Annotated in this window: 18 protein-coding genes; 9 read left to right on the plus strand and 9 right to left on the minus strand. The window is 55.4% G+C overall.

Annotation, left to right across the window (positions count from 1 at the left end; genetic code table 11):
- Positions 1-19: 19 nt before the first annotated feature.
- Together ABLO27_RS10960 and ABLO27_RS10965 are read left to right on the plus strand one after the other, a co-directional pair.
- Positions 20-1381, plus strand: a complete 1362-nt coding sequence (locus ABLO27_RS10960) for an MFS transporter (protein WP_353032843.1) — start codon at positions 20-22, stop codon at positions 1379-1381.
- A 104-nt stretch (positions 1382-1485) separates the two neighbouring features.
- Positions 1486-2115 (plus strand): class I SAM-dependent DNA methyltransferase, encoded by a 630-nt coding sequence (locus ABLO27_RS10965; protein ID WP_353032845.1) that lies wholly within the window; start codon positions 1486-1488, stop codon positions 2113-2115.
- Between the two features lie 3 nt (positions 2116-2118).
- Here the strand turns inward: ABLO27_RS10965 and ABLO27_RS10970 are convergent, their stop codons facing one another.
- From ABLO27_RS10970 to cobA, 3 genes are read right to left on the minus strand one after another with little or no spacing between them, the layout of a single operon-like run.
- The gene (locus tag ABLO27_RS10970; protein WP_353032847.1) at positions 2119-2718 is read right to left on the minus strand and encodes a hypothetical protein; all 600 of its coding nucleotides are present in this window, start codon (positions 2716-2718) and stop codon (positions 2119-2121) included.
- Positions 2719-2739: 21 nt separating this feature from the next.
- On the minus strand, positions 2740-4062 hold the full coding sequence (locus tag ABLO27_RS10975) for a cobyrinate a,c-diamide synthase (RefSeq protein WP_353032849.1): 1323 nt from the start codon (positions 4060-4062) through the stop codon (positions 2740-2742).
- Positions 4052-4918 (minus strand): uroporphyrinogen-III C-methyltransferase, encoded by an 867-nt coding sequence (gene cobA / locus ABLO27_RS10980; RefSeq protein ID WP_353032850.1) that lies wholly within the window; start codon positions 4916-4918, stop codon positions 4052-4054. Before cobA ends, ABLO27_RS10975 begins: the two co-directional genes overlap by 11 nt.
- Positions 4919-5038: 120 nt before the next feature.
- Between cobA and ABLO27_RS10985 the strand changes: the two genes are divergently transcribed.
- A complete protein-coding gene (locus ABLO27_RS10985) occupies positions 5039-6136 on the plus strand; it encodes a cobalt-precorrin-5B (C(1))-methyltransferase (RefSeq protein WP_353032852.1) in 1098 nt (365 codons plus the stop codon).
- Complete coding sequence (locus ABLO27_RS10990; RefSeq protein WP_353032853.1) at positions 6123-6875, plus strand: cobalt-precorrin-6A reductase; 753 nt, start codon at positions 6123-6125, stop codon at positions 6873-6875. The genes ABLO27_RS10985 and ABLO27_RS10990 overlap by 14 nt, the downstream gene beginning before the upstream one ends.
- Positions 6876-6908: 33 nt before the next feature.
- Here the strand turns inward: ABLO27_RS10990 and ABLO27_RS10995 are convergent, their stop codons facing one another.
- The gene (locus ABLO27_RS10995; RefSeq protein WP_353032855.1) at positions 6909-8684 is read right to left on the minus strand and encodes an alpha/beta fold hydrolase; all 1776 of its coding nucleotides are present in this window, start codon (positions 8682-8684) and stop codon (positions 6909-6911) included.
- Positions 8685-8904: 220 nt separating this feature from the next.
- On the opposite strand from ABLO27_RS10995, the gene ABLO27_RS11000 reads away from it, so the two are divergent.
- Positions 8905-10059 (plus strand): hypothetical protein, encoded by a 1155-nt coding sequence (locus tag ABLO27_RS11000; protein WP_353032856.1) that lies wholly within the window; start codon positions 8905-8907, stop codon positions 10057-10059.
- Between the two features lie 30 nt (positions 10060-10089).
- On the opposite strand, the gene ABLO27_RS11005 is transcribed toward ABLO27_RS11000, so the two are convergent.
- Positions 10090-11520: a lipopolysaccharide biosynthesis protein gene (locus ABLO27_RS11005; protein ID WP_353032857.1), complete on the minus strand. Its 1431-nt coding sequence runs from the start codon at positions 11518-11520 to the stop codon at positions 10090-10092.
- A gap of 151 nt (positions 11521-11671) precedes the next feature.
- Complete coding sequence (locus ABLO27_RS11010) at positions 11672-12748, minus strand: endo-1,4-beta-xylanase (protein ID WP_353032858.1); 1077 nt, start codon at positions 12746-12748, stop codon at positions 11672-11674.
- A 202-nt stretch (positions 12749-12950) separates the two neighbouring features.
- Here ABLO27_RS11010 and ABLO27_RS11015 point away from each other — a divergent pair, with 202 nt between their 5' ends.
- The 3 genes from ABLO27_RS11015 (at position 12951) to ABLO27_RS11025 (ending at position 16555) form a co-directional block, all read left to right on the plus strand.
- Positions 12951-14345, plus strand: coding sequence for an O-antigen ligase family protein (locus ABLO27_RS11015; protein WP_353032859.1), 1395 nt, complete (start codon positions 12951-12953; stop codon positions 14343-14345).
- Positions 14346-14447: 102 nt separating this feature from the next.
- Positions 14448-15431, plus strand: a complete 984-nt coding sequence (locus ABLO27_RS11020; RefSeq protein WP_353032860.1) for a glycosyltransferase family 2 protein — start codon at positions 14448-14450, stop codon at positions 15429-15431.
- On the plus strand, positions 15428-16555 hold the full coding sequence (locus ABLO27_RS11025; RefSeq protein WP_353032862.1) for a glycosyltransferase: 1128 nt from the start codon (positions 15428-15430) through the stop codon (positions 16553-16555). Before ABLO27_RS11020 ends, ABLO27_RS11025 begins: the two co-directional genes overlap by 4 nt.
- A 12-nt stretch (positions 16556-16567) precedes the next feature.
- On the opposite strand, the gene ABLO27_RS11030 is transcribed toward ABLO27_RS11025, so the two are convergent.
- The gene (locus ABLO27_RS11030; RefSeq protein ID WP_353032863.1) at positions 16568-17371 is read right to left on the minus strand and encodes a WecB/TagA/CpsF family glycosyltransferase; all 804 of its coding nucleotides are present in this window, start codon (positions 17369-17371) and stop codon (positions 16568-16570) included.
- 361 nt (positions 17372-17732) lie between these two features.
- Between ABLO27_RS11030 and ABLO27_RS11035 the strand changes: the two genes are divergently transcribed.
- On the plus strand, positions 17733-19859 hold the full coding sequence (locus ABLO27_RS11035; protein ID WP_353032864.1) for a GumC family protein: 2127 nt from the start codon (positions 17733-17735) through the stop codon (positions 19857-19859).
- Here ABLO27_RS11035 and ABLO27_RS11040 read toward each other — a convergent pair.
- Together ABLO27_RS11040 and ABLO27_RS11045 are read right to left on the minus strand one after the other, a co-directional pair.
- Positions 19852-22281, minus strand: a complete 2430-nt coding sequence (locus tag ABLO27_RS11040; RefSeq protein WP_353032865.1) for a glycoside hydrolase family 2 protein — start codon at positions 22279-22281, stop codon at positions 19852-19854. The genes ABLO27_RS11035 and ABLO27_RS11040 overlap by 8 nt on opposite strands.
- Entirely contained in the window at positions 22282-23304 is a 1023-nt protein-coding gene (locus tag ABLO27_RS11045; protein WP_353032866.1) for a DUF1839 family protein, read from the minus strand. It abuts the gene before it with no gap.
- Between the last annotated feature and the right edge of the window lie 132 nt (positions 23305-23436).

Here is a 23436-nt window from a genome sequence, read left to right on the forward strand (position 1 = left end):
CGAGCCAACGGGGGGCGTCATGGGCCTTTATTCGGAAGGAAACCGCAAGTGGTGGCTTCTGGTCGCCGTCAGTTGTGTCCTCGGACTGGTGCTTCTGGATGAGACGGTGGTCGGCATCGCCCTGCCGACGATCCAGGCAGAACTGGACCTGTCGCTCAACCAGTCACACTGGGTGGTGAATTCCTACCTCTTGGTCTTTGCCTGTTTTGTGGCAGTCGGCGGAAAGCTGGGCGACCAGTTCGGCATGCTGCCGGTGTTCCTGACGGGGCTTGCGGTTTTCGGTCTTTGTTCGATAGCCGGCGGTCTTGCACCGTCCGGAGAGATCCTGATCACGGCCCGGGCACTTCAGGGGATTGGCGCGGCGATCATCTTCCCGCTTTTCGTTGCCATGACGGCCATGACCTTCCCCCAGGAAGAACGCGGCTTTGCCCTTGGAATCGGGGGGGCAATCGGTACGATTTTCCTGGCAATCGGCCCGCTCGTCGGGGGGCTGCTGACTGATCTTCTGTCCTGGCGCTGGATCTTCTGGATCAACCCGCCGATCGTCATCCTGATCGCCGCGGTCACATTCGTTTCCTGGCGGGACGTTGACAGGCCGCCACCACCGCCCATCGATTGGACCGGTCTTGCCCTGATCGCATCGGGCATGTTCTGCACTGTCTTTTCACTGATGCAGTCAGAGGATTGGGGATGGAGTTCTCCAGCCGTTTCAGGACTGATGGTCGTCGGTCTGGTACTGCTTGCGATGTTCGTGATCTATGAACTGCGGACCGCCAATCCGCTGATCGAGGTCGACCTCTTCAAGATCCCGGTCTTTGCGGCGTCCAACCTGACGATCTTCGTGGCGCAATACTCCAAAATGCCGATTTTCATTTTCGCCGCGCTTTACGCTCAGACGGAACTTTCACTGTCGCCGCTGGGGGCCGGCATGCTTGTCATGCTTGCAGCACTTCCCCAACCCTTTGTCGCACCTTACTGCGGAAAACTGACCGATCAGCACCCACCCGGTCTGCTGGCAACCGGCGGTCTTTTCGGCATCGCCGTTGCGATGGCTTTGCTCAGCCTTGCCGCGCCTTTTGGCAACATCTGGCTGTTTGCTCCCGGCTTGCTGGTCGCGGGGATTGTCACTCCGTTCGTTTTCGTTCCAACACAGGCGGCAATCATGGCGTCGCTCCCCGAGCACAAACACGGTCAAGGTGGTGGCATCTCCATGTCCAGCCAGATGATCGGGGGAACGGTTGGACTGGCCGTCTGCAGCACATTGTTCGCGTTTCACAAGAGCTATGTTCTCGTATTCGCCTCAACCGCCGCGCTTCTCTTTTTTGTGGCCGTGCTCTGTCTTTTCCTGTTCCGCCGGCCCTCTCCGGTACAAGCGGCTTAAATTGATGCGCACCCGGCTGATGCGAGATCCAGACTTCCGGAAGTCTTGATTTGCCACGGTTCAGCGTTGTCGCTTAGACTGTTCGAACTGGACAGGAGGCGGTCATGAATGACGAGAATGCTCTCTTGAAACAGGCGCTGTTGCTTGACGGCAGCCCAGACATGATCCGGAAATTCTACGAAGGCTGGTCCCACAGCTACGACACTGACCTTGTTCAGGATATCGGTTATATCGGCCCGGAGATCGTTGCCGACGCCCTATGCAAGAAGGTCTCCGGCAACGCCACGATCCTGGACGCTGGATGCGGCACCGGGCTGGTGGGTGTCGAGCTTTTGAAACGCAAACCGGGCCTGATCGTCGATGGTGTCGACCTCACACCCGCCATGTTGGCGCAATCCCGCGAAAAGGGTGTCTATCGGAAACTGAGCGAAGCCGATCTCAACAGCCAGTTGACCGAACTTGCTCACGATTTTTACGACGGCACGGTAAGCGCCGGCGTCTTTACCAATGGCCACGTGGGCCCCAGTGGCCTCGACGGCTTGATCCGCGTCACCAAACCAGGGGCGCCGATCGTCCTGACCGTTCGAGACAGTGCCTGGGAAGCGGATGGCTTCAAGGACAGGATTGAGCAACTGGAAAGCGAGCACCGGACACGAACCACGAGCGTGACACAAAGCCCCTACCACACCAATGAAGGCATCTACTGTCAGCTTGTCGTGCTGGAAGTTATTTGAGGTTCACCAACCGCATTTCTTGCGCACGGTGTCATGCAGTTCCACCAAACCGTCGACCTCAAACCGCAGATGGAACTCTGCTCCGTTTCTGTCATTCATCGAAACCTGAAGCTCACCCCCTTTCCTTGAGTTGAAAAGCAGTGAGTTTGCATGACCGGGATGTGTGATCATGACGAGGTTGGCATTTCCGATGGGCGGCTTCAGATGCCCCAAATAGGCTTCATACTCCCCGGCGAAACCATCAACCGGCACGACCGGCATCTTTCTTTCAATATCGTCCCGCAATCTGTATCTGGCGTCCTGATCAGAAAGGAGCCTGAATCGGTCATCTTCCGGCAAGGCAAGGAACGACACGCCGAAGAAGTCCTTGTCCAGACAATAAAAGACCAGGGAAACGCTTTCTCGCTTACTGTCCGCTGTGCTGCCTGACACACTCAGGACAATTGCGTTTTCGTGCAGCTTCGAACGGGAAATGCGCAGCGTCCAATCATTGCTGGTTCGAAACTCAGTGCGAGGTGCAAACCTTAGCTGAGGTGCCATGATTGCAGACTGGGCAGCAACCGCAGCAAGCAAAACCAGAAGTCCAGCGATCAGAATTCTCATAAAACACCATTTGGGTGACAGTTACGCCCCAAGTGAAATCACGTGAGCGAACGACCCCATCACAGTCCCGTTCCGCAGTCCCATGTCCGCCAGTCCATTTCCTTCTGCGTCCTTTGCCTGGAACAGCCTGTCCGCCCCCTTCTCCGAAACGATCGATGCGTAGTGGAACTCGTGTGCCGCGAGGATTCCTTTCCAGGGCAGGCCGCCCAATGGCCGCAACTCTCGATATCCAAGGTGACGCTTTCGGTCTGCGAAGGATGTTTCAAGAGGCAACAAGCCCAGCATTTCATGCCGATGACCGGATGCATCGACAAGACCGCTTCCGAGCGTCATGTAGCCGCCGCATTCGCCGTAAATGAGCTTGCCCGCCTGTGCGGCATCTCGCATCGCTGCCCTGAACTGGCCCGCCGCCGCAAGATTTGCCGCATGGAGTTCGGGATATCCTCCCGGAAGATAGACCGCGTCAACATCCTTTTTCGGTGGCTCATCTGCCAACGGTGAAAAGAAGCTCAGCTCGGCGCCAGAGCTTTGCCAATGATCAAGAAGATGCGGATAGGAGAACGCGAAAGCAACGTCGCGGGCAACAGCCACCCGCTGTCCCAGAGGAGCAGGCAATTTCAACGCTGCCTCAGCTGACGACCACAATGGAGCGGCTGAGCCTTCCAAAGCCGACAGATCGACATGCTTGCCGCACACTATTGCTGCCTGTTCCAGAAATGCTTCCAGTTCCTGGTGTTCGCCTGCCTGAACGAGGCCAAGGTGGCGCTCAGGCAACTCCAGCGTCTTCAGCCTTGGCAACGCTCCAAGAACAGGAATATCCAGCGGCGCGAGCGCTTGCTCGAGCATCCTCTCGTGCCGAGAACTTCCAACCCGATTGAGTATGACGCCTGCAAGTGAAACGTCCGGCCTGAACGAGCCGAAGCCGTGAACGAGCGCTGCAACGGACTGAGCCTGTTTCGCACAATCGACCACCAGAACCACCGGAATTCCCAACGAAGCGGCGAGGTCGGCTGCGGATCCTCGGCCACTGGCGGCTCCATCGAAGAGGCCCATGGCCCCCTCGACGATCAGAAGATCACGGTCGGAGGACTGCCGAACGGCCAGCAGGCGCAGCGTGCGCTCATCCATTGCCCAGGCATCCAGATTGATGCAGGGCTCGCCGCTGGCTGCTTCATGAAACTTGGGATCAATATAGTCCGGCCCGGATTTTGCCGATGACACTCTTCGACCGGAGACCTTCAGAGCTCTCAGGAGTGCGAGAGTTGCGGTCGTCTTGCCGGCTCCGGAAGACGGCGCGGCTATCAAAAGGCCTTTTGCGGCGGATGCCGGACGATTACCCGGCATCGGCAGAACGTTTGTCCGGGCCGAGACCCAGAGGATCGGAGGTCAGGACCTTACCCGACATGGCGCCAAGCCAGTCGAGGCCTCCGCGAAGCCTCACCACTTGACCGACGCACACGATCGCCGGCGGTTCAATGCCTGCCTCTTTCGCATCGCCGAAACATGTACCGAGTGTCGTCTCCAGAACCTGCTGCCCGTCCAGCGAAGCATTGCACACAATGCCCACAGGCTCATCCACAGACCGTCCACCGGCTATGAGTTTGCCGGCTATGGTCTCCAGATGCTTCATCGCCATGTACATGACAATCACCGGAGACCCCTTGGCAACTCCATCCCAGTTGATCGCATCCGGTGTCAGACCCGTCTGGTCATGCCCGGTCAGGAAGGTCACAGCCTGGTTGCAATCCCGGTGCGTTGCGGGAATGCCCGCATAGGCGAGCCCACCAATACCTGCAGTGATGCCCGGAATGATGCGGAATGGCACACCAGCCTCAACCAGTCCCAGTGCCTCTTCGCCGCCCCGTCCGAATACGAACGGATCGCCACCCTTGAGGCGAAGCACACGCTTGCCTTCCTTGGCATAGTCAATCAGCTTCAGGGTGATGTCGCGCTGTTTGGGACTGGGCTTTCCGCCGCGTTTGCCAGCGTAGTCGGTTATTGTGCCCGGCTTGACCCAGTCAAGAATGCTCTTGTCGACCAGGGCATCATAAACAACCACATCGGCCTGCCTGAGGCCGTTCACCGCATGCAAAGTCAAAAGGCCGGGGTCACCCGGTCCGGCGCCAGCCAGCCAGACCCACCCGGCTTCGAATTCCGGCAGGCCCTCAGGCATGCGATTGTTTTGTTCAGTGGCCATCATGGGCCCTGTTTACCTCTCCAGAAGGACTGCGCCAAGCGTTTCCACGATGGAAAACGATACGATTCCGACATTTTGGAACTTGATGGCGAAAAGCAGGAATTCTTCAGCTATAGAGATCACATGTCGAAGGTGAAAACCAAAGAGCTGAGACGAGGATGGACCACAGGAGCCTGTGCCACGGCTGCTGCCAAGGCAGCTTACACCGCGCTGCTGACCGGTGCTTTTCCGGACCCTGTGGAAATAACTCTGCCGAAGGGCGGCACCACCGACTTTGTTCTGACCCGGCATGGTATTTCACCGACCGAAGCCTTCGCCACCATCACCAAGGATGCGGGTGATGATCCGGACGTCACTCATGGAGCCCTGATCACCTCAACGGTTAGAGTTCTGGCTGCCGGTGACGGCGTGCATTTCAGGGCCGGAAACGGTGTGGGTACGGTTACACGTCCCGGACTGCCCATCCCGCCTGGAGAGCCGGCCATCAATCCGGTTCCACGCCTGATGATGCAAACCGCCATCGCGGAAGTCGCGGCGCAATTCGATGCGGCCGGTGATGTGGAAATCGAAGTGTCGATTTCAGGTGGTGCGGAACTTGCCCAAAAGACAATGAATCCGAGGCTCGGGATCGTTGGTGGACTTTCCGTTCTGGGCACAACGGGCATAGTGCGGCCCTTTTCCTGTGCGGCATGGATCGCCTCGATCCATCGTGGCATTGATGTTGCCAGAGCCATCGGCCTGACACATGTGGTCGGCGCAACAGGTGCTGCTTCGGAAGATGCCGTGCGGGCCCGGTACGATCTGGATGAAACCGCATTTCTCGACATGGGCGATTTTGCAGGCGGGCTCCTGAAATACCTGCGCAATCATCCGGTCGAAAAGCTAACTCTTGCCGGGGGATTTGCGAAGTTCTCAAAGCTGGCGCAAGGCGCGCTCGATCTTCATTCCGCCCGCAGCTCCGTTGACTTTTCCTTTCTTCAGGACCTCTTGAAAGACGCAGGCGCATCACACGAACTGCATGAAGATGCTGGATCCGCGAACACGGCCAAGGAGGTTCTGGACCGGTCGCTTGACGAAAATCTAGACCTCAGCGCGTTGCTCGCAAAGCGCACCAAGCAGGCTGTGCGTCAGATCCTGAGAGACGCGCCGGTGTCGGTCGAGGTTCTGGTGACCGACCGTCAGGGCAAGGTTCTGGGAGAATGCGGCTTTGACGACGCCTGAAAACATTCTTCTGCTCGCGGGGACGCAGGAGGCCCGACACCTCGCCAGCCGCATTGCGGCCGAGTTTCCGCAACTACGGCTAACCGCGTCCTTCGCCGGTGCCGTTCGCGATCTACCAGACCTGGGTGTTCCAACGAGGGTTGGCGGTTTTGGCGGTGTTGACGGACTGGTTCGTTTTCTTCGTTCGGAAAGCATCAGCCTCGTCATCGACGCAACACACCCCTTCGCCGCCCAAATGAGCCGGAATGCTGTTCTGGCTACCGAAACGCTTTCTCTTCCGGTCATCCGACTGGAACGCCCCGCCTGGCAGGCGGGTCCACTGGACCTCTGGCAATCAGTCACTACTATAAACGAAGCCGCACAGGCCCTTGCGCCAGGCGCGCGTGCGTTTCTCGCCATCGGACGCAAGGAAATTCAGGCATTTACGCAGCGGACGGATATCTACGGCCTCGCCCGCATGATCGAGCCACCATCCCCTCCCTTGCCCAAGACCTGGGACCTCATCCTCGCCTGGCCTCCACATTCGGCTGACGAGGAAGTCAATCTGTTCAAGACCCATCGCATCACGCATTTGGTGACCAAGAACAGCGGCGGCGCACGCTCCCACGCCAAGATCGAAGCTGCCCGCAGCCTGCACTTACCCGTCATAATGATTGAGAGGCCCAGTTTGCCGGAAGTGGCGACAGCCAACTCTATTCAAACAGTGCTTGAGGAAATCGAAGCCAGGCTTTTCTCCTGACGAGAACCTGTTTCGCAAGTTGTCTCGTTTGCCTCAGGCCTCAAGCCGAGCGAGCAGCAGTGCCTTTTCTTCAACAATCTGAAGCAGTTTCTCGCGTGCTTCGTGCGGGGTTACATTGTGGTCGGCATCAGGGATCGATTGAAACTGAGCATTCGGAAAGTCACCAAGCCCCGAACCATCCGTCCTGAAGTGCGCATTAAACGAATCCTGCGCCTCATCTCCTTCAGAATAGATTATGGTGACCTGAGCACCCCGATCGGCAAGCGTTTGAAAATCCTTGTAAACGAAGGCATTCAGTTGGGCCCACCCCCGGAAGCCAGGCAGAACCTTTGAGACCGGTTGCGCAACCCGATCCAGCGCTCGAATGCCGATGTTCTGAAGCGCTGCCCGGATATCGAGCTCACCTGAAAGGAGCTGTTTCTTGAAATCCGGAGCGGTCAACCTGCCCCAATACCCTTTCAGGGATCTCGGCAGTCCCTGGAAACGCCACCTGAACCCGTAAGGATTGACGGCGATGCAAGCATCCCAAGCAGGGTCCTCCACTGCAGCGCGGAAGGCAGAATACCCTCCGCTGCAGCGGCCATAGATCATGACTTTTCCTGAGAGGCCCTCGTCCCTGATCCGTTCCCGGGCGAGTTTTATGTCCTCCAGCTGTATCTTGTCATAGAGAGCCTGTTTTTTGCGGCCAGGCACTTCAGGGCTTTCTCCTGCGCCTGCACTGTCAAATCGAAAGGAAGCAATTCCCTTTGCCGCCAATCGGCGGGCAAGTTCCACATGTACCCTGCCCCAACCGGACATGGGATCGTAACCGGTGGTGGCAATGATCACCGTGACACCGAGATCCACACCTGCCGGCCGGCAGAGAATTCCGAACAATCTGTTGTTCTGCCCAAAACGGAGCGGCAATTCCGAGAACCCATCTGCCATGAGCTCGTCTGGCTGATCGTGCCGTTCGGGCTTGGAAATTTCGGTATCGGCGCCTTGCAAGGAGCTTAGCCAGCTTGTCAGTTCCGGGCCGATGGTTTTCGGATGCGGAGGCGGTAAGAGATCGGACAGCATGACCTCGTAACCGTCGAAGGCGACTGCCGTTAACGGGTGCCCTTGCCCGGCAGCATGTTCTTCGAACGCGGCATCGTTTTGTGCATCGGGGCGTTTTGCCAGAAAGATGGAAATGCGCGGGTCTATACCGCACTTCGTGATGTCGAGACGCTTCAAGTCCTCAGCGACCGCCTGAGACATCCGGAAGCCGGCAATTGACCCCGGAGATTTGTCACGGTGTTCTGAACCGATATTCTGGCCCTCTGAAACAAGCTTAGACCAGAGCGCCAGTTCACGCAGATAAGCTCTCCCCTTCAGCACAGGCGCCAACAAGGCAAGACCAACGACGCCAGGACAACCAGCAACTGCTCGACAGGCAAGTGTTGCACCCAACCCCTGGCCGAGCAGCACGATGTTCTTTGCCCCTGAGGTTTTCTTCAGTTGCAAAACAGCGTTTTCGATGGCTGCTATCCAATTCTGGAGACCTTCGCTTTCCGGCTTCGGATCGAGCGCATTTCCGGTTCCAGGCAGATCAAACCGCAGACTTGCAACTCCCTGTTCGGCGAGCGTTTCTGCCAGATGACGGTAAAATCTGCGCGAAAGCAGATCTTCCAGACCCCATGGGTTTATGAACAGAACGGCAATGTTCCGGACGGGTCCACCAGTTTTGGCAGGCGTGAAAAGGCCAAGCTGATTGTCAAAAACCACGGGCTCGGCTGCTTCGCCTTGCTGTGCTTCACCATCGATTGCCCGCGCGCTTGATATTGCCATTATCAAAGTATGCCTTTGAATTCCTTGATTTCGGCAACATGATAAGTGCAGTTGATTTAAGAGTTCGTCTAGCCGGAACCAATTTCTGCTTCTTGAAGTCAGCTCAAACCAGTGCCCTTGGTTTCAAATCGTTAAGTCGATTGCCGTATAGTGGCAGCCAAACCGAAATCTTCTTCGTTCCCATTTGCGTTCTTGCATAGCCGAATTGATGACAGCCCAGATGTCCACCGCTTCCGCGGTTCCAACAAAACTATCCGATTTCACGGACATTCGGCGGGAAGCGACCCGGCCTCCGGAGTTTCGCGACGCTAAGTTCGCCGATGAATTCGATGACGACACGCTCTTCTTTGAATGTTTCAGACGTGCAGACGGAAAAGTAGCTCTTCTTGGACCACCTCTGTTCAACCTTGCGGAGGGCGTCAAGAACGCCATACTTTCCGATTCAAGCGGATCAACTGCCTATCCATTCATAGTCCGGCAACTTGATCGGCATTCGCAGATCATTGCAGATGTTCCGAAAAATGAATCGGTACTCCTGTTCACGCTTGGACAATCAAAGACTCAAATAACAATCCAGCCGTGTGAGACAGAACTGTTCTCCGGATGCAGGGTGTTGTTCACATTATCGAAGAACAACGATCTCGACTGGATAAAAGACTGGATCAAGTTCGCGCGTGATGCCCATGGAGCCGACGCCGTACTTTTTTACGACAATAAATCGGATGCTTATGCGATTGAACGCGTTGAAGAGACGATTGGAAGCATAGAGGGTCTGCGTTCCTATCAAATAGTGAACTGGCCATTCAAGTACGGTCCACAGGGTCTGGATCACAAACGCTATTGGGATTCTGACTTCTGCCAGCTTGGCGCTTGGGAACATGCACGCTGGCGTTATTTAAATTCCGCGCGAAGCGCTCAAAACTCGGATGTCGACGAACTTGTGCTGCCTTTGAACAATCAAAGTGTGTTCGAAGCTGCCGAAAAAGACCCGTTTGGCATTGTGCGCTATCGGGGACGCTGGGTCGTTGGGGCTGGAAAGAAAGAAATCAGCCGGACGCGACGCCACGCAGATTACACAACCGTTATGAGGAAGCAAACAGGGTTCAAGTTGGGTTGCATCCCCTACGACAAAATGGGCAGCCTTCCCAAGTGGACGATTGTCCCTGGCAAATGTCCCGAAAAGGCGCAATGGAGCGTTCACAGGATTCTAAATTGGTGGCCTTCAATTCGAACCAACGGAAACTTCTCCTACCGTCACTTCCGGGAAATCAATTCCAATTGGAAATATGACCGATCGACGCTGATCGAATTCGATCCGTCAATTCATGAAGAAGACGATTTGCTCGCAAGTTATTTCGAAAAGTCGGCACTTTGATTCATGAAGAAGACTTGACCACTCAACCGCCTAGACGGCATTGCGGTCCCGGTAATTTCTCATCCACTCCAGAGCCAAGGTGCGTATGGAAACGATATTCAGTGCAAAAGCGGCTGTAGCATAAGTGACGATACCGGTCGAAACGATCAGAATCAGACTAATGATTGATTCCGCTTCAATTCTCCCGCCGACGAATATTACGGAAATCGCCATTAATACCGTCGCCAGCGTAACCTTGACGACCGCCCGAACGTCGATATGCATGCGGTGAGCTTTGAATGACAGTAGGTATGCGACCAGCGCACCGACGGCTTCAGCGATCAAAATGGCGTAGGCTGCACCCACAAGACCGTGCCCCGGGATCAGGGCAACCATGGCGGCCAGATTGACCAGAAGAATCAGCACTCCCTGAACAAGCATCAGAGACGGTTTCTTGCCGAGGTGAAAAGCTGCATGAAGATACTGCTGCGTGAATGCCTGGAACAGCCAGGAAAAGGCCAGAACCGGGATCAGCGCGATGCCGTAAGCCCTGAACTCGGGACCCAGCATGAGAAACGACAACTGCGGGGCAACGAGTGCAAGTCCAGTGCAGGCGGGCATCAAAACGGCCAGCAAAAGTTCACTGCTCTTGATCAGATGAGCGGCTGCTTCTTCGGGCTTTTCTTCTATGAGCAGTTTGGCGGCAAGCGGAATAATCGCCGATCCGATCGCGACAGCGGGAAACAGGATAAGTTGGCGAACCAGATCAGCGGACGCGCCGTAAGCTCCGGCTTCCGCCTCGCCGAGAAAGGCGACGATGATAAAACGGTCCATGAGCGAGTGAAACGCAAACACGGCACCGGAAATGGTCATCGGGCCGCCAAATAGCAGCATCTTCTTCAGGATTGCCTTGTCAAAGCCGTTAACCGGCGGCACCCAAATCGCTTTTGAACTGATGAAGGTTGTGACCAGGTATCCGAGCCCCACTCCTACCAGCAATCCCATTCCGCCGAAGCCCAGCAACACCAGAATTGCGGCAAGGCCGAAGGCAACGACTGCGCGCGTGATGAGGTTTATGGCGTACCGGCCGGGCAGTTGTCGATTGCGGAATATATCCTGGTAGATATCGAAAACACCCATGGCGAAGGCCACAAAAACCGCCGCCGCGATCTGCCACAGGTCACCACCGCTCGTCCATCCCAGGACAACGATCAATAGAGGACTGAGCAGGATGAGGGCTAGGTAGCAGTAAAGCGCCGTCAGGCGCATGTCGCTTTCCACACCGCCATGGCTGAACCTGACGACCGAATGACGTATCCACAGAAACAGGATCGCATTCAGGACGCCCACAACACTCATGCCGACGACATAAACGCCGTACTCGGCTGGCGTCAAAAGACGCGTAAACACCGTGATTGTCAAAAAACCGAACACGGCAGAGACCGTATGTGCAGCCAAATATGTGGAAGCCTGACGCAACATCACCTGGCATCCTTAATTGCGGAATTACACGACCGGCGAGAAGAAAGCTGAGCAGGACAGCGGCTACGCAAACGTAATACTCCAATGAGGAAAATCAGCTAGCGCATCAATAGAACAAGTTTGTTAACAAGCCGTGGTGGAAGGGCTGTTTTCAGATGCTGGTATATTGCTGAAGGACGGAGAAAAGCGCCTTTGGCTGATACTTGTCATCGAGTGGCAACGGCCGGTTCGGCAAGCCATCGGATCTGCTGAACCACATCGGTACCCACGTATACCGATCGGATATGCCCCATGTCAGGATCGCTTTGGGCTGCACGACATCGGTAATTGCATCTAAGTAGTCTTTAACGCGTGAGGCGACAATTTGATCCCGCACGTGAACATTGCCCGGCAACTTGTCGTCAATGACATCCAGTTCCGTGACGAGCACATCCAATTCCAGTTCGTTCACGTCTTCGACAAACCTTGAAAGCCCGTCTTGGTCGATCTCGGATGCCCCGGTCAGGTGGCCCTGCAGACCAAGCCCGTGAAGGGGAACTCCATTGTCTTTCAGTTCCCGCAGCAGATCGATCATCGCAGCACGGCGGCGTCTGCACTGTGTCGTGGGTTTTTCGAAATTGAAGTCATTGATGATGAGCTGTGCATTCGGGTCTGCCTCCGCCGCCGTCCGAAGAGACGTTTCAATGTAACCCCGGCCCAATTGTTCGGACCATACCGATGGGCGAATGACATCCCTTCCACTTGGGTCATCCGCAATCGGTTCGTTCACGACATCCCAGCTCGGTATGCGTCCTCGGTAGCGGTCCAGCACGGTTTCGATGTGGTTGACCAGCTCGAGCTCGGCAGCCAACGGGGTCGCCAGGTTCAGCGCCCAATCCGGCATGGCGGCATACCAGACGAGCGTGTGTCCGCGCATCGTCATGCCGTTTGCGTCGGCAAACTCGAGTTGCCGGTCGGCCTGGGTAAAATCGAACGTCTCCGGCTGCGGCCTGAGATCGGCCCATTTAAGTCCGCCTTCACCAACGATCATACGGCAGTACCGTTTGATGGCGTCGGTGTATTGCACATCCACATCCAGCAACTCGGTTTTGACAGCGGCACCATATGGAATTTCCGCGTCGCCTGCTTCTGCGCGTCCAGCGGCGTTGAGCGGAAGGATATCGTCGAACGATCCGAACGCCGCGAGGGTGCCCCCCACGGCTGACAGAAGAAAATCCCGTCTTCTCAACCTTTTGCTCCTAGCTGGCCTGTCGTCATTGCTACTAATGCAACTTCAAAGTTGTCGCCTCTGGCGATCTGCACAAATACCACGGTCGCTCACTGCGTGGACATGCCAAAATAATGACAAATCATCCATACTTCATCGATGGTGCATCTGATAGTCTTGCAAGCGAACAAGGTGAATCGCTAACCGAACCAAATCTTCGGAAATGTACATCCACGCGCCAACCGCCGGCACAGCACAAGAAAATGCCACCGGAGCTCTTCTGTTTGCCGGGGGCCGGAACCTGTTTTCCGCGGGCGTGTTCCTGATCGTATTTCTGTACTTCTGGATTGGACTTGATCCGTTACCGGATTCCACGCTGCTTGATCCAACAAAAGCCTATGGAGGCAATTCGAACCGGTTCAACCAGATATTTGTCCTGGGCATGGTTGGCTTGGTGCTGTTCACGGTGTTCGGCAAGACATCCCGAAACCTCCTTTTTCAACCATGGGCGCTTTTGTTTCTTGTTTTCGGCTGGCTTTTTTTCGCGGCATTCGTAGCGCCTGATCCCGGAACTGCGTTCCGGCGGACAGTGTTTACACTGATCGTCTGTATTTGTGCGAATGCGGTCCTTCTTCTGCCAAAGAGCCGCGATCAGTTCATCGCTCTGGTCGCAATTGCGCTGGTTCTCATGCTTGGGTTGGCTTATCTGACGGTCACAGTCTTGCCGCATGTTGGCATTCACCAGGCGAGCGACCCGCTTGAGGCCCAACTCGCAGGAGACTGGCGCGCGCACTTCGGTCACAAGAACGCTGCAGCGGCAGCGATGGTCTTTGCGTTTTTCTATGGCCTTTACATCGGAAAGGTCAGGTCGGTGTTGGTGGGCGGGGGTATTGCCCTTCTCGCGCTCGTATTCTTGTGGAAGTCCGGAAGCAAGACCTCAACGGCCATGCTTCCTGCAATCCTGTTGCTGGCGTGGCTGATGGAGCGATTGCAGGGTGGTCGCCTCCTGCTCCTGATCGGAAGTCTCCTGACAGTAAACGCAATCCTGCTGTCCGCTGTACACTCGAAAACAGTTCAGAGCATTTTGGTCTCGGCCGGTATCGACCCGACATTCACCAACCGGACATCGATCTGGCAACTGGCTTTTTATGCGATCAGTGAAAGTCCGTTGACCGGCTATGGCCTGCAATCATTCTGGCAAACGGACGCCCTCTTCAGGAGCAGTGCGTCGCTTTATACCTGGGCTGTTACAGCGGCAAACTCTCACAATGCGTATGTCGAACTTCTGATTAACGGCGGCGTTCCGGCATTTGTTCTGGTTTTCATCTGGCTGGTTATCTTGCCGGTCAGATATTCCAGACAGGCTTTGGCGACTTCAAATGATCAATCCCTCACACGGCTGTTTCTGCGAATCTGGCTGTTTTCTTTATTCTTTGCCTGCCTTGAAAGCGCGTTTTTCGTGAACGCCGGTCCGATCTGGTTCACAATGCTCATTGGAGTGTTTGGACTGCGACTGCAGGCAAAAGATATCCTTGTGGTGTCTTCATCTCCGTTAAGTGAAACACTCGTCGTTCAATCGCAGTTTCCGGAAAAGTCGGTTTCCGCAAACCCACGTTAACCACTCTCCATTATGAAATGAGAGTTCGCCTGGGCGACCTTCTTGCCATAGCGGACGACCGGTCCCAATCGGCAGACCGAATTCAACACCGGAGCCTTTTTGATGGATCAACAGACGTTGGAGACGACCATAGAAGCAGTCGTTTGCGTCCCGACATTCCGTCGTCCCGACTGGCTCCTAAGGACGCTAACGTCACTCAAGGATCAAAAATCCGATATCCGCTTTGCAATTGTCGTCGTCGACAACGACGGTGAGAATCCGGCAGGAGCCGACGTGGCGCGAAGTTACCTGACGCAGGCAAATCTGCCTCACGCGGTTTTCGTTGAAAAAGAACAGGGCAACTGCCACGCAATCAATCGTGCTTTCGGTGAAGCAAGGGCAAGTTTTCCCAAGGCGGACTTCTTTCTGATGATTGATGACGACGAAGTTGCCAGTCCCGACTGGTTGAATGCCATCATCGATCTTGCAAGACGAGAGGACGCGGACATCGTCGGCGGACCCGTTCTGCGCCAGTTCGAAACCCCGGTGTCTGATAATGTCAAACACCATCCGTTGTTTCAGTCCATCGACGGGCCAAGCAGACGCCTCGATCAGATTCACGGTACCGGCAACTGTCTGATCCGCCGCCGCGTCTTTGACAATTTGACGTCACCCGAGTTTGATCTTCGATACAACTTCATGGGTGGCGGCGACATGGATTTCTTTACCCGGTGCCGGAAAGCCGGTTTTTCGACATGGTGGTGCGAAACTGCGATTGCCTACGAGTTTGTGCCACAGGACCGGACAACACCTGGTTTCCTGATGACCCGTTCAATCCGGACCGGGTCCATCAACTATGTGATCGACCGGGTTCATGAGCTTTCAGCGACCCAGGCCTTCATGAAAAATCTCATCAGTCTCGGTTTGAGTTTTTTCCGGTCAGCCAAGTTGTTGTTCCGCACCAGGAGCCTGCTCATCGCCACCCATCCGGTCCTGATGTCGGTTGGCAGGATCCACGCCAGTATCGGTTCTTTGCCGGAGCCATACAAAGCCGGCAACACGCAGGAATCGTCCAACGCTGCCTCCAAGCAAAATTTCTCCGTATGATGCGAAACAGCGAGAACAACACATCAGCTTCCTCAAGCGATGCTGGCAAGATTGCCGATCGACGGTATCTGGTTCTCAATTCCAATGCCCTTCAGACATGCGGTGTTGAAGAGTTTACCAGGCTGCTTGCTACCAGGTTCGGGAACAGTGCCCGACAGCATGTTCTTGATGCCGGCGTGGCTTCGCTTGCCAGAGAGTTGCGCAAGTCAGATGCGATCGTCGTGAATTTCCCGATCGTCGCCTGGAAAAAGAAGCTTATCGAACCTTTTCTGGCGGCGTTGATGGCTCGCATCATGCGAAAGGATGTCCTCGTCATCCCGCATGAGTGGAGTGCCCTGAACTGGAAACGGCGGGCTGTACTGACTCCCGTTCTCCTGCTTGCAACACGGGTCTGTTTTTCCGCGCCTGAAATCGCCGATGAATTTGCATCTTCACCGCTTTCGCACCTCACCACCGGCCATCGAGGTGTCGTGCCCATTCCCCCGAATATTTTGCCACCTCAACGGACAAGGCCCTGTGCTTTCTCCGAGAAACTGAAACAAGAGCGGCAACAGGGGAAGTTCATTCTGGGTCAGTTCGGATCGATTTACCCGCAAAAACAGGTGACAGCTGCTCTTTCCGTTGCCGCCGAACTTCGGAACCGCGGCGTGGATGTTTTTGTTGCTTTCGCCGGTTCCTTTATCCGGGGCCAGGACAACGTTGAACAAGATTTTTTCAACACGGTCAGGGACCTCGGACTGGAAGATCGGGTCGCGGTCAGCGGTTTTGTAGAATCTGCCGAAGAGCTCTTTGCGATCTTTCAGGAAGTCGACGTGTTTTGTTACCTTCTGCCGGACGGGCTGTCGTCCCGACGGGCCAGCGTTCTGGCTGCCGCAGCATCCGGAAAACCCGTTGTTGTGAATGCGCCCCGCCGGGACAACTCGTTCGACCATCACCGGCTCTTTCAGAAACTGATCGAAGCCGGCGGAATCAGACTGGTTCCGACCGACTCAGATGTCGTCGCACTCGCAGACGCCGTGATGACTGCCAACCAGAGTGAAAAAACACAGGTTCCGTTCAATCAGGGGTCTGAAGAACTCTGGAACGATGTACTGCTGACAATAAACAAGGAAGAGCGCTACTGAGTGCGCGAGCGGTTATCTGGAGTTGAACAGCAGCTCCCGTAGCGCAATCGGATTCGTGACCAGATATCTCCAGGCAAGGCGTTTGGGTTCCAGCATGATCCTATAGAGCCATTCCAGGCCGATTTTCTGCATCCACGCCGGCGCGCGACTGTTCTTGCCGGAAACAAAATCGAACAGTCCGCCACTTGTCTTGATGACACCGACATTCCGAAGATTTTGAAGGTTTCGCGTCACGAATTTGTGCTCAGCGGGAACCCCCATACCCACCCACAGAATATCGGGCTTGAGTCGGTTTATCTCCTCGACGGCAGCCTGCTCCTCTTGCTCAGAACAGAAGTAACCGTTGGAAGCACCCGCAAATTTCAGTCCGGGATACATGTTCTGCATCCGCTCGACCGCAAGCCTGTTGACCTCCGCACTTGCGCCCAGAAAATAGAAGCTGGCGCCGGCTTCTTGAGCCTTCTTCGCGACAGCATGGACGAGGTCTGTGGTCGCAACGCGTTCCACCAAAGCTTTTTTGCTCACCAATCGGGAAATCAGAACCATGGGCATTCCATCTGCATGGATCTGGTCCGCGCGCAGGAGCAAGCTCCTGAACTCCTCATCCTTTGCGGCAAGCGCGATCACCTGACCATTGGCAGAGGTGGAGTAGAATGGTGCCTTACTCTTGTCCCGAGCTTCCAAAGCAATAGAAACAAATTGCTCAGCTGTTTCCTCAAGTCCGATATTCGCAATCGGAAGCCCGCCAAGCAAAGTCGTTGCCGGGCAGCTTATTGAGCCAATTTGTTGCCATTGTCCGGCCTCAGTTGTAACCATCTAGCTCGAAGCTCTTCCTCATCGGGTGAATTCTAATGTCGAGATATCACATAGGAAGTTAAACCGCGGTTAGAACTGCTAAATTGTTAAACTTATTTAATAATTATTCATGGTCATTGTTACCGACAACTTAACTCACTAACTAAAATTGCCACATTTCGCTGCAAACAATTACTTCGGGCGCATGCGCAGCAAGTGAAACCGGTGGTGACCCCAGCGACGGGCACAGTGATGAATCATGTCACTTTCAGCCGCCGTCACGCGACCAACCATTAGGCAGTTGCTAACCAAGTTTATGTAATTTACGCGGATCTACAGAGTTAATGCAGTCTTAAAATCCAAGATCAATCAGGACGGTCAAGTGGCGGAAACCGCGCCGACAATTCGAGATTTAATAGACCTTCTGGCATTGCTGCGGCGCAGGATCTGGATCGTTGTCCTGCTGGCCGTTGGTGCAGCAATTGCTGCGGCAGCGGTTTCAATGACACTCAAGCCTGTCTACCGGGCGACCACACAAGTTCTGATCGATCCTTCCATACGACAACCGTTTGAAGATCAAAGCGCCCCGACGCGATACCTGGAAGACACATTCGTGGTCGATAGCCAGGTCACGGTACTTCAGTCTTATACGGTCCTGCGCGAGGTTGTTACGCAGCTCAACCTGACGGAGGACCCCGAGTTTGGGGAAGGTGCTCCGGCTCAGGGTTTCATGGCCCTTCTGGGATCTTTTCTGGGAGGTGCGGAAGAAAAGTCTCCGGAAAGCCTCGAGCTTGCCGCCAACAAGTCAGTTGATGCCCTTCGTGATGCCACGAGCGTCAGCCGTGACGGACTGACTTTCGTCATCAATGTTTCCGTTGATGCGCAGTCGCCGGTAAAAGCCGCAATCCTCTCAAACGCCATCGTTGAGACCTATATCAGCGACCAGAACGGACAGGTTTCCAATCTTTCCCGCACAGTCGAAGAAAAAGTCGGCGACCGACTGAAAATTCTGAGGGATCAGCTGCGCGAAGCGGAGGCCAAAGTCGAGGCGTTCAAGGCTGAGAACAACCTTCAATCCACCGGTCAGAACGCACTCCTGACCGATCAGGAACTGACCGAGCTCAATACAAGACTGACCGAAGAACGGGCGGCTCTGGCGGCAGCCATCGCGAAGAGTTCGGAAATACAGCGCATCATCAACTCCGGTGCAAGCGTCGACGCGCTTTCCGATGTGACGGCTTCTCCGACAATTGCAAACCTGCGACAACAATATGCCACTGCCGCTCGCACGCAAGCCAATCTGTCGGCAGAACTGCTTCCCTCTCACCCGGATCTGATCAGAGCGCGCGCGCAAACCCAGGAAATCCGGGGCCTCATCGATGCAGAAGTTCAGCGGATCGCCAGTTCATCGACACTCGAGGCCGATGTTCTTCGAGATCGCGTCGCCAATCTTGAGACCCAAATGGATAACGTGCGCGCGAAGTCCAATATCGATCAGCAGTCGCGTATTGAGCTGCAGGAACTTCAGATTGAAGCAGAAGCCAGCAAGACGCTCTATGAAAACCTGTTGAGCCGTACCAAGGAAATCACCGAGATCGAACAAATCAGCATTCCGAATGCACGGATCATTTCTCCGGCAATTCCGCCGGAAACACCCGTTTGGCCGAAGAAAAAGATGCTCGTTCTGATCGGGGGCTTTCTTGGCGCGATGCTGGGTGGATTGCTTGCGATCGGACGCGAGACGTTTTCGCTTGGAATAAGGTATCTGCTTTACCCTCAGGATGCAGGCAATTACGCGCTCGTATCTGCAGCGCCAGTTCAGCCGAACACTCAGCCGGCGTCTTCTCAACCGCATAGCCGGGCGACAAACCTTCCGCACGCCACTCACTTTCAGGATCCTCTGGAGGCGGCCGTTTCGTACCTCCCTCGTCTTCCCTATCAGGACGACGAAGAAGAAGACCTGGACGCTCGAGATCTCCTGGATTCGCTCTGGGAATTCAAAAGTGGCGTGACCGATCATGAGATGCGTCCATACTGGAAGTCTGTCTTCACGATCTTGAAGCAGATCCAGTCAAACAGGATCGACGGATTTGCAAGCACGGTGGTCGTGACCAGCCGTGACGGCGACCACAACATGGCCACGCTTTCGATTGTGTTTGCCGCCGCCAGTCTCAAGAATTTCCGGGTTCTGCTGGTGGAGAACAATTCCGTCAGTCAAAAATTGACGGGAAGTGAGCTCCCGACCAGCCATCCGACTGCTGACCTGCAACATGCAATCCAGCTTCCCGATCTGGATATCGGGTTTCTGAGCCTCAACCATGGCCGCAGGAAATATGAAGGAAGCGGGAAAAACGGATACCAGGCGCTCAACAAGTCGAGTCTGGACCCCGAGTTTGATCTGATCGTGATCTCGGAATCGCCGATGTCACAGCCCCAGGCTGAAGCACTCCTGAAAAACGCTGCCGATCATGTCGTGTTTTCGGTTGAACGCCCGGCCGTTCTTAACTGAAGCGAGCCGCTCCCGCCTTGTTCAATGCTGAAACTGAGCCAGCCGGCCTTGCATTGCCGTCGTCACCATTCGTAGCCTCCAGCGCGATCCGGCGCCTTGCACCCGGTGCCAGATGAAAGCCATTTTCCAGAGGCAAGTAAGCTTCACTGCTTATTGTTACCGACTTCAAGAGCCGGTCGGTTTCAAGCTCCAACGACCAGTCACCTTGCTCGTTCTGCAGAAGTTCAGCGGAAAGCGTCGCGGCGATACGCGTGAAATCGTATCCTGCCGGGAAATGAAAGGCGTCAGCCAAGATTTCTCCGGTCTCTCCGTCCAGCAATTGTACGACCGTAACATCATGTGAAAGCGGTCCGAACCGGTAGGCGTAGGTGACGTCGAAGAAGGCACCGATCAATTCGACGGCATTCAGCGCTTCCGCACCATGAGGTTCGAGTGTTAGTTCAGTCTGCCCGGAGACCACCGGCAAATTGCCGTCACGCAGGCAGCTCAGGCTCAGGCGGACGGATTTTCTTTCAGGCAGATCATTGATGATATGGATCGAAAGGCCATTGGTCCCTTCGTCGGTTAGACAGACCTGAAGCGGTCTGAACGCACGTTTGAGCGCGTAGTAGGCAGGTTTGGGGCGGCCCATCGAGTCGATCAATCCCCAACCTGCGCCCAGCGCAAGATCCTGATATGTCCAGACGAGAGCTCCCTGGCAGGCCGATCCCTTACGCCGCCATTCGGCGAAGGTCTGTTCCATCACGTCGCCTGTCACAGCACGCCCGAGGTCCAGATACCGGTCCGGATCACCGTAACGAAGCGCTATCGGCTCGATCCCGTACAGCGTTTTCAGATAATGATCGCGAACGTCCTCAAAGTCCCACCCAGCACCGCGGTCCCGCGGTATCCGCGCTTTCCAGCGCGGATCGTGACCGGGTTTGACCGGTAGCGCCTTGTCCAGGCTGCTCTGCTCCGGAATGTTGGAAAAGGCCAGGCACTCGCCGGCAAACCGGACGTTTGCACGGCGGGCATCTTCCAGCGGGCGCAAGTAAGCGCCGACGCCGTAGTAATGTGCAATGCCTTCATTCGGGGAAAACGGCAGCACACCTCCGAAAGGTGAGTTCGACGCATAGGGTACGTCCGGCCTGAACGCGCTCGCCAGCTCGGGTAGGACTTCTTCACACAAAGGTCCTTTCCACCGGTTTTCCGGCAGGCCCATCATCGCGCCCTGCTGATAGATTTCACTGCCACCACAAAGAACAGCCAAAGAGGGACATCCTTGGCTATCCGTCAGCTGGTCGCCGACTTCCGCGCGCACTTCCTCGACGAATGCCTCGTCCTTGACCGGATAATCATAATTGGCGAATTGGAAGTCCTGCCACACGAGCAGGCCCAGTTCGTCGCAGATCTCAAAGAACGCGCGCGTTTCATAAAGCATCGTTCCACCGATGCGCAGCATGTTCATGCCGGCATCACGTGCTGCTTCAAGAAGCGGTCGATACGTTTCGGCTTTCCCGGAAAGCTGAAGGAGATCTGCATTGGTCCACACTGCGCCACGGCAGAAAACCGATACACCGTTTACTTTCAGACCAAAGCCCTTGCCATCGGGTCCGTGATCGATTTCCAGGCATCGAAAGCCCGTCTTGCCGAGTGAAAGGTGTTGACCGTCCACGACAAGCGTCACGTCATAAAGGACCGGTTTTCCGTGGGTATGCGGCATCCACGATAAAACATTCTCCGGTCGGAGCGTTGCGGAAAGGGAACCGTCTTCCAACGCTGTCATCTCAACAGACGCACCTGCACAATTGAGCACTGCCGCACCAACCGCATTGTCCAGTTTGACCGTAACGGTGAGCGCACCGCTGCCATCCGGCAAAAGATCTGCAAGAATGCGCTTCTTGGTAACCCGGAGGTCATCTGATTTCCGCAGCCGGATCGGACGATAAGGCCCAACCGCGTGGATCTCCGGGCACCAGCCGGGCATGTGTCCCAGAAGGGTTGTTCTCACGAGACGAAGGCCTTGGGAAGTCGCGAGCTGTGGTTTCCAGCGTGCTCTCGGCCCTTTAGAGTTCAAATGAGGTTTAAGAGCGCGGAAGCAAATCTGGAGCCTGTTTTTCTCCGACAGGTCCACCGGCACATCATATGTGCGGAACATGTTGCGGCTTGCCAGGACCTGCTTGTCGTTCAGGTAAACCTCGGCGATCGTCGCCAATCCATCCAACTGCAACCGGTAATGTCCAGGAGCAGCATCAAATCGGGTTTCGTACCAGACGTCCTTGTCGTGAAGGGGGCTCGGGTTGTCAGGATCAAAATGCCCTGCTTCGAAAAGAGCACCAGCCACAGTTCCAGGAACCTTCGCCGGGATGAAGTCCAGGGCTTGCCCGGACGCTCCAGGCTCAGCGATGGCGAGGCTCCATGTTTCTGACGACAGATCGATCATCTAGGCACTGATCGCGCTAACCAAAGGCGCCGACCTACTGCCCTGTTCGCCATAGTGTTTGTTCAGCAGAGACATCAGGTTGGTCCAGGCGTTTACTGCGGGCAGCAGCCCCTCCTCCAGTCCCTGAAACTTCTTGCGCATGACGGCCCTGGCCAGTTTGAACTGCACCATCTTGCAGGTGGCGGAAATTGCCTTTGCCTCCTCAATACCTTCCGCCAGCTCGTTTCGACCCTGGCCAACCAGCCATTCAAGATAGGACGAGAACAGTTCGAAATTCGCTCCAAGCTGGCGAAGCGTGTTGAAGGCATAGAGGTGGAAAAATTCGAACTCGCGTTCGCTCACCTTCTCGACCTGCGCAGGGAACACCCGCGCGAATGCTGCCACTGGATTTTCGAGCGGCCGGCGGTTCAAATGATGACGCAGCAACGCTTCGGAGACAGACAGGATGTGCTCGGCCGACGGCTTTTGCTCCGGGAACTTCACGAACTCGGTATAGGGCAAAAAAGTGACAGGTTTCCGGTGTTCGCTGCGCTGAAAAACTCCGTCGAAATCATCGCCTTCCAGCCGGTGCAATCCAAGGCCGTGGAAGTATTCCATCACCCGGTTTTCGAAATCCATCCTGTTCACGGCAATGGTGGTTTTGCCATGCGCCTCGCGATATCCGATACCGTGCGTGTCCGGCAGGAAAAAGCTGTCCACTTCGACGAGAGAAAGACGTCCGCGTTCGATTTGCTGCTGAATGTGGCCCTCAACCCGATCGTAAATCGCAAGTTCCGTTACCTTCAGGCCATAGAGAGCCTCAAGGTCCTCCAGCGGTACCTTGAAGAATGTGAACTGATCACCTTCAAAGTCCTGGGTAATGGAATAGGCAAGACAAGCTTCCGCCGGAAAACCCAGCGATGGCAAAACCTCGATCCAGACATCCAGATAACAATTGGTTTCCGGCCAGTCGCGATCCTGCGCATGGAGGGAACTGCGCACGTAAGTTGCCGCATCCAGGCGATCAAAGACAGCTTCACTCATCGAATGCAAAATCCTCTCAACCCCAAACCATCAGACCGACTCGACGTCTCAAATCCATAACCGTTGAAAAAGCCACCTACGCCGAGAGCATGAAGAATACCCTCGGTGAAAAACCGATCATGAAATGAATCC

Origin of the sequence: Roseibium sp. SCP15, assembly GCF_040329435.1 — a bacterium.
Taxonomy (GTDB): Bacteria; Pseudomonadota; Alphaproteobacteria; order Rhizobiales; family Stappiaceae; genus Roseibium.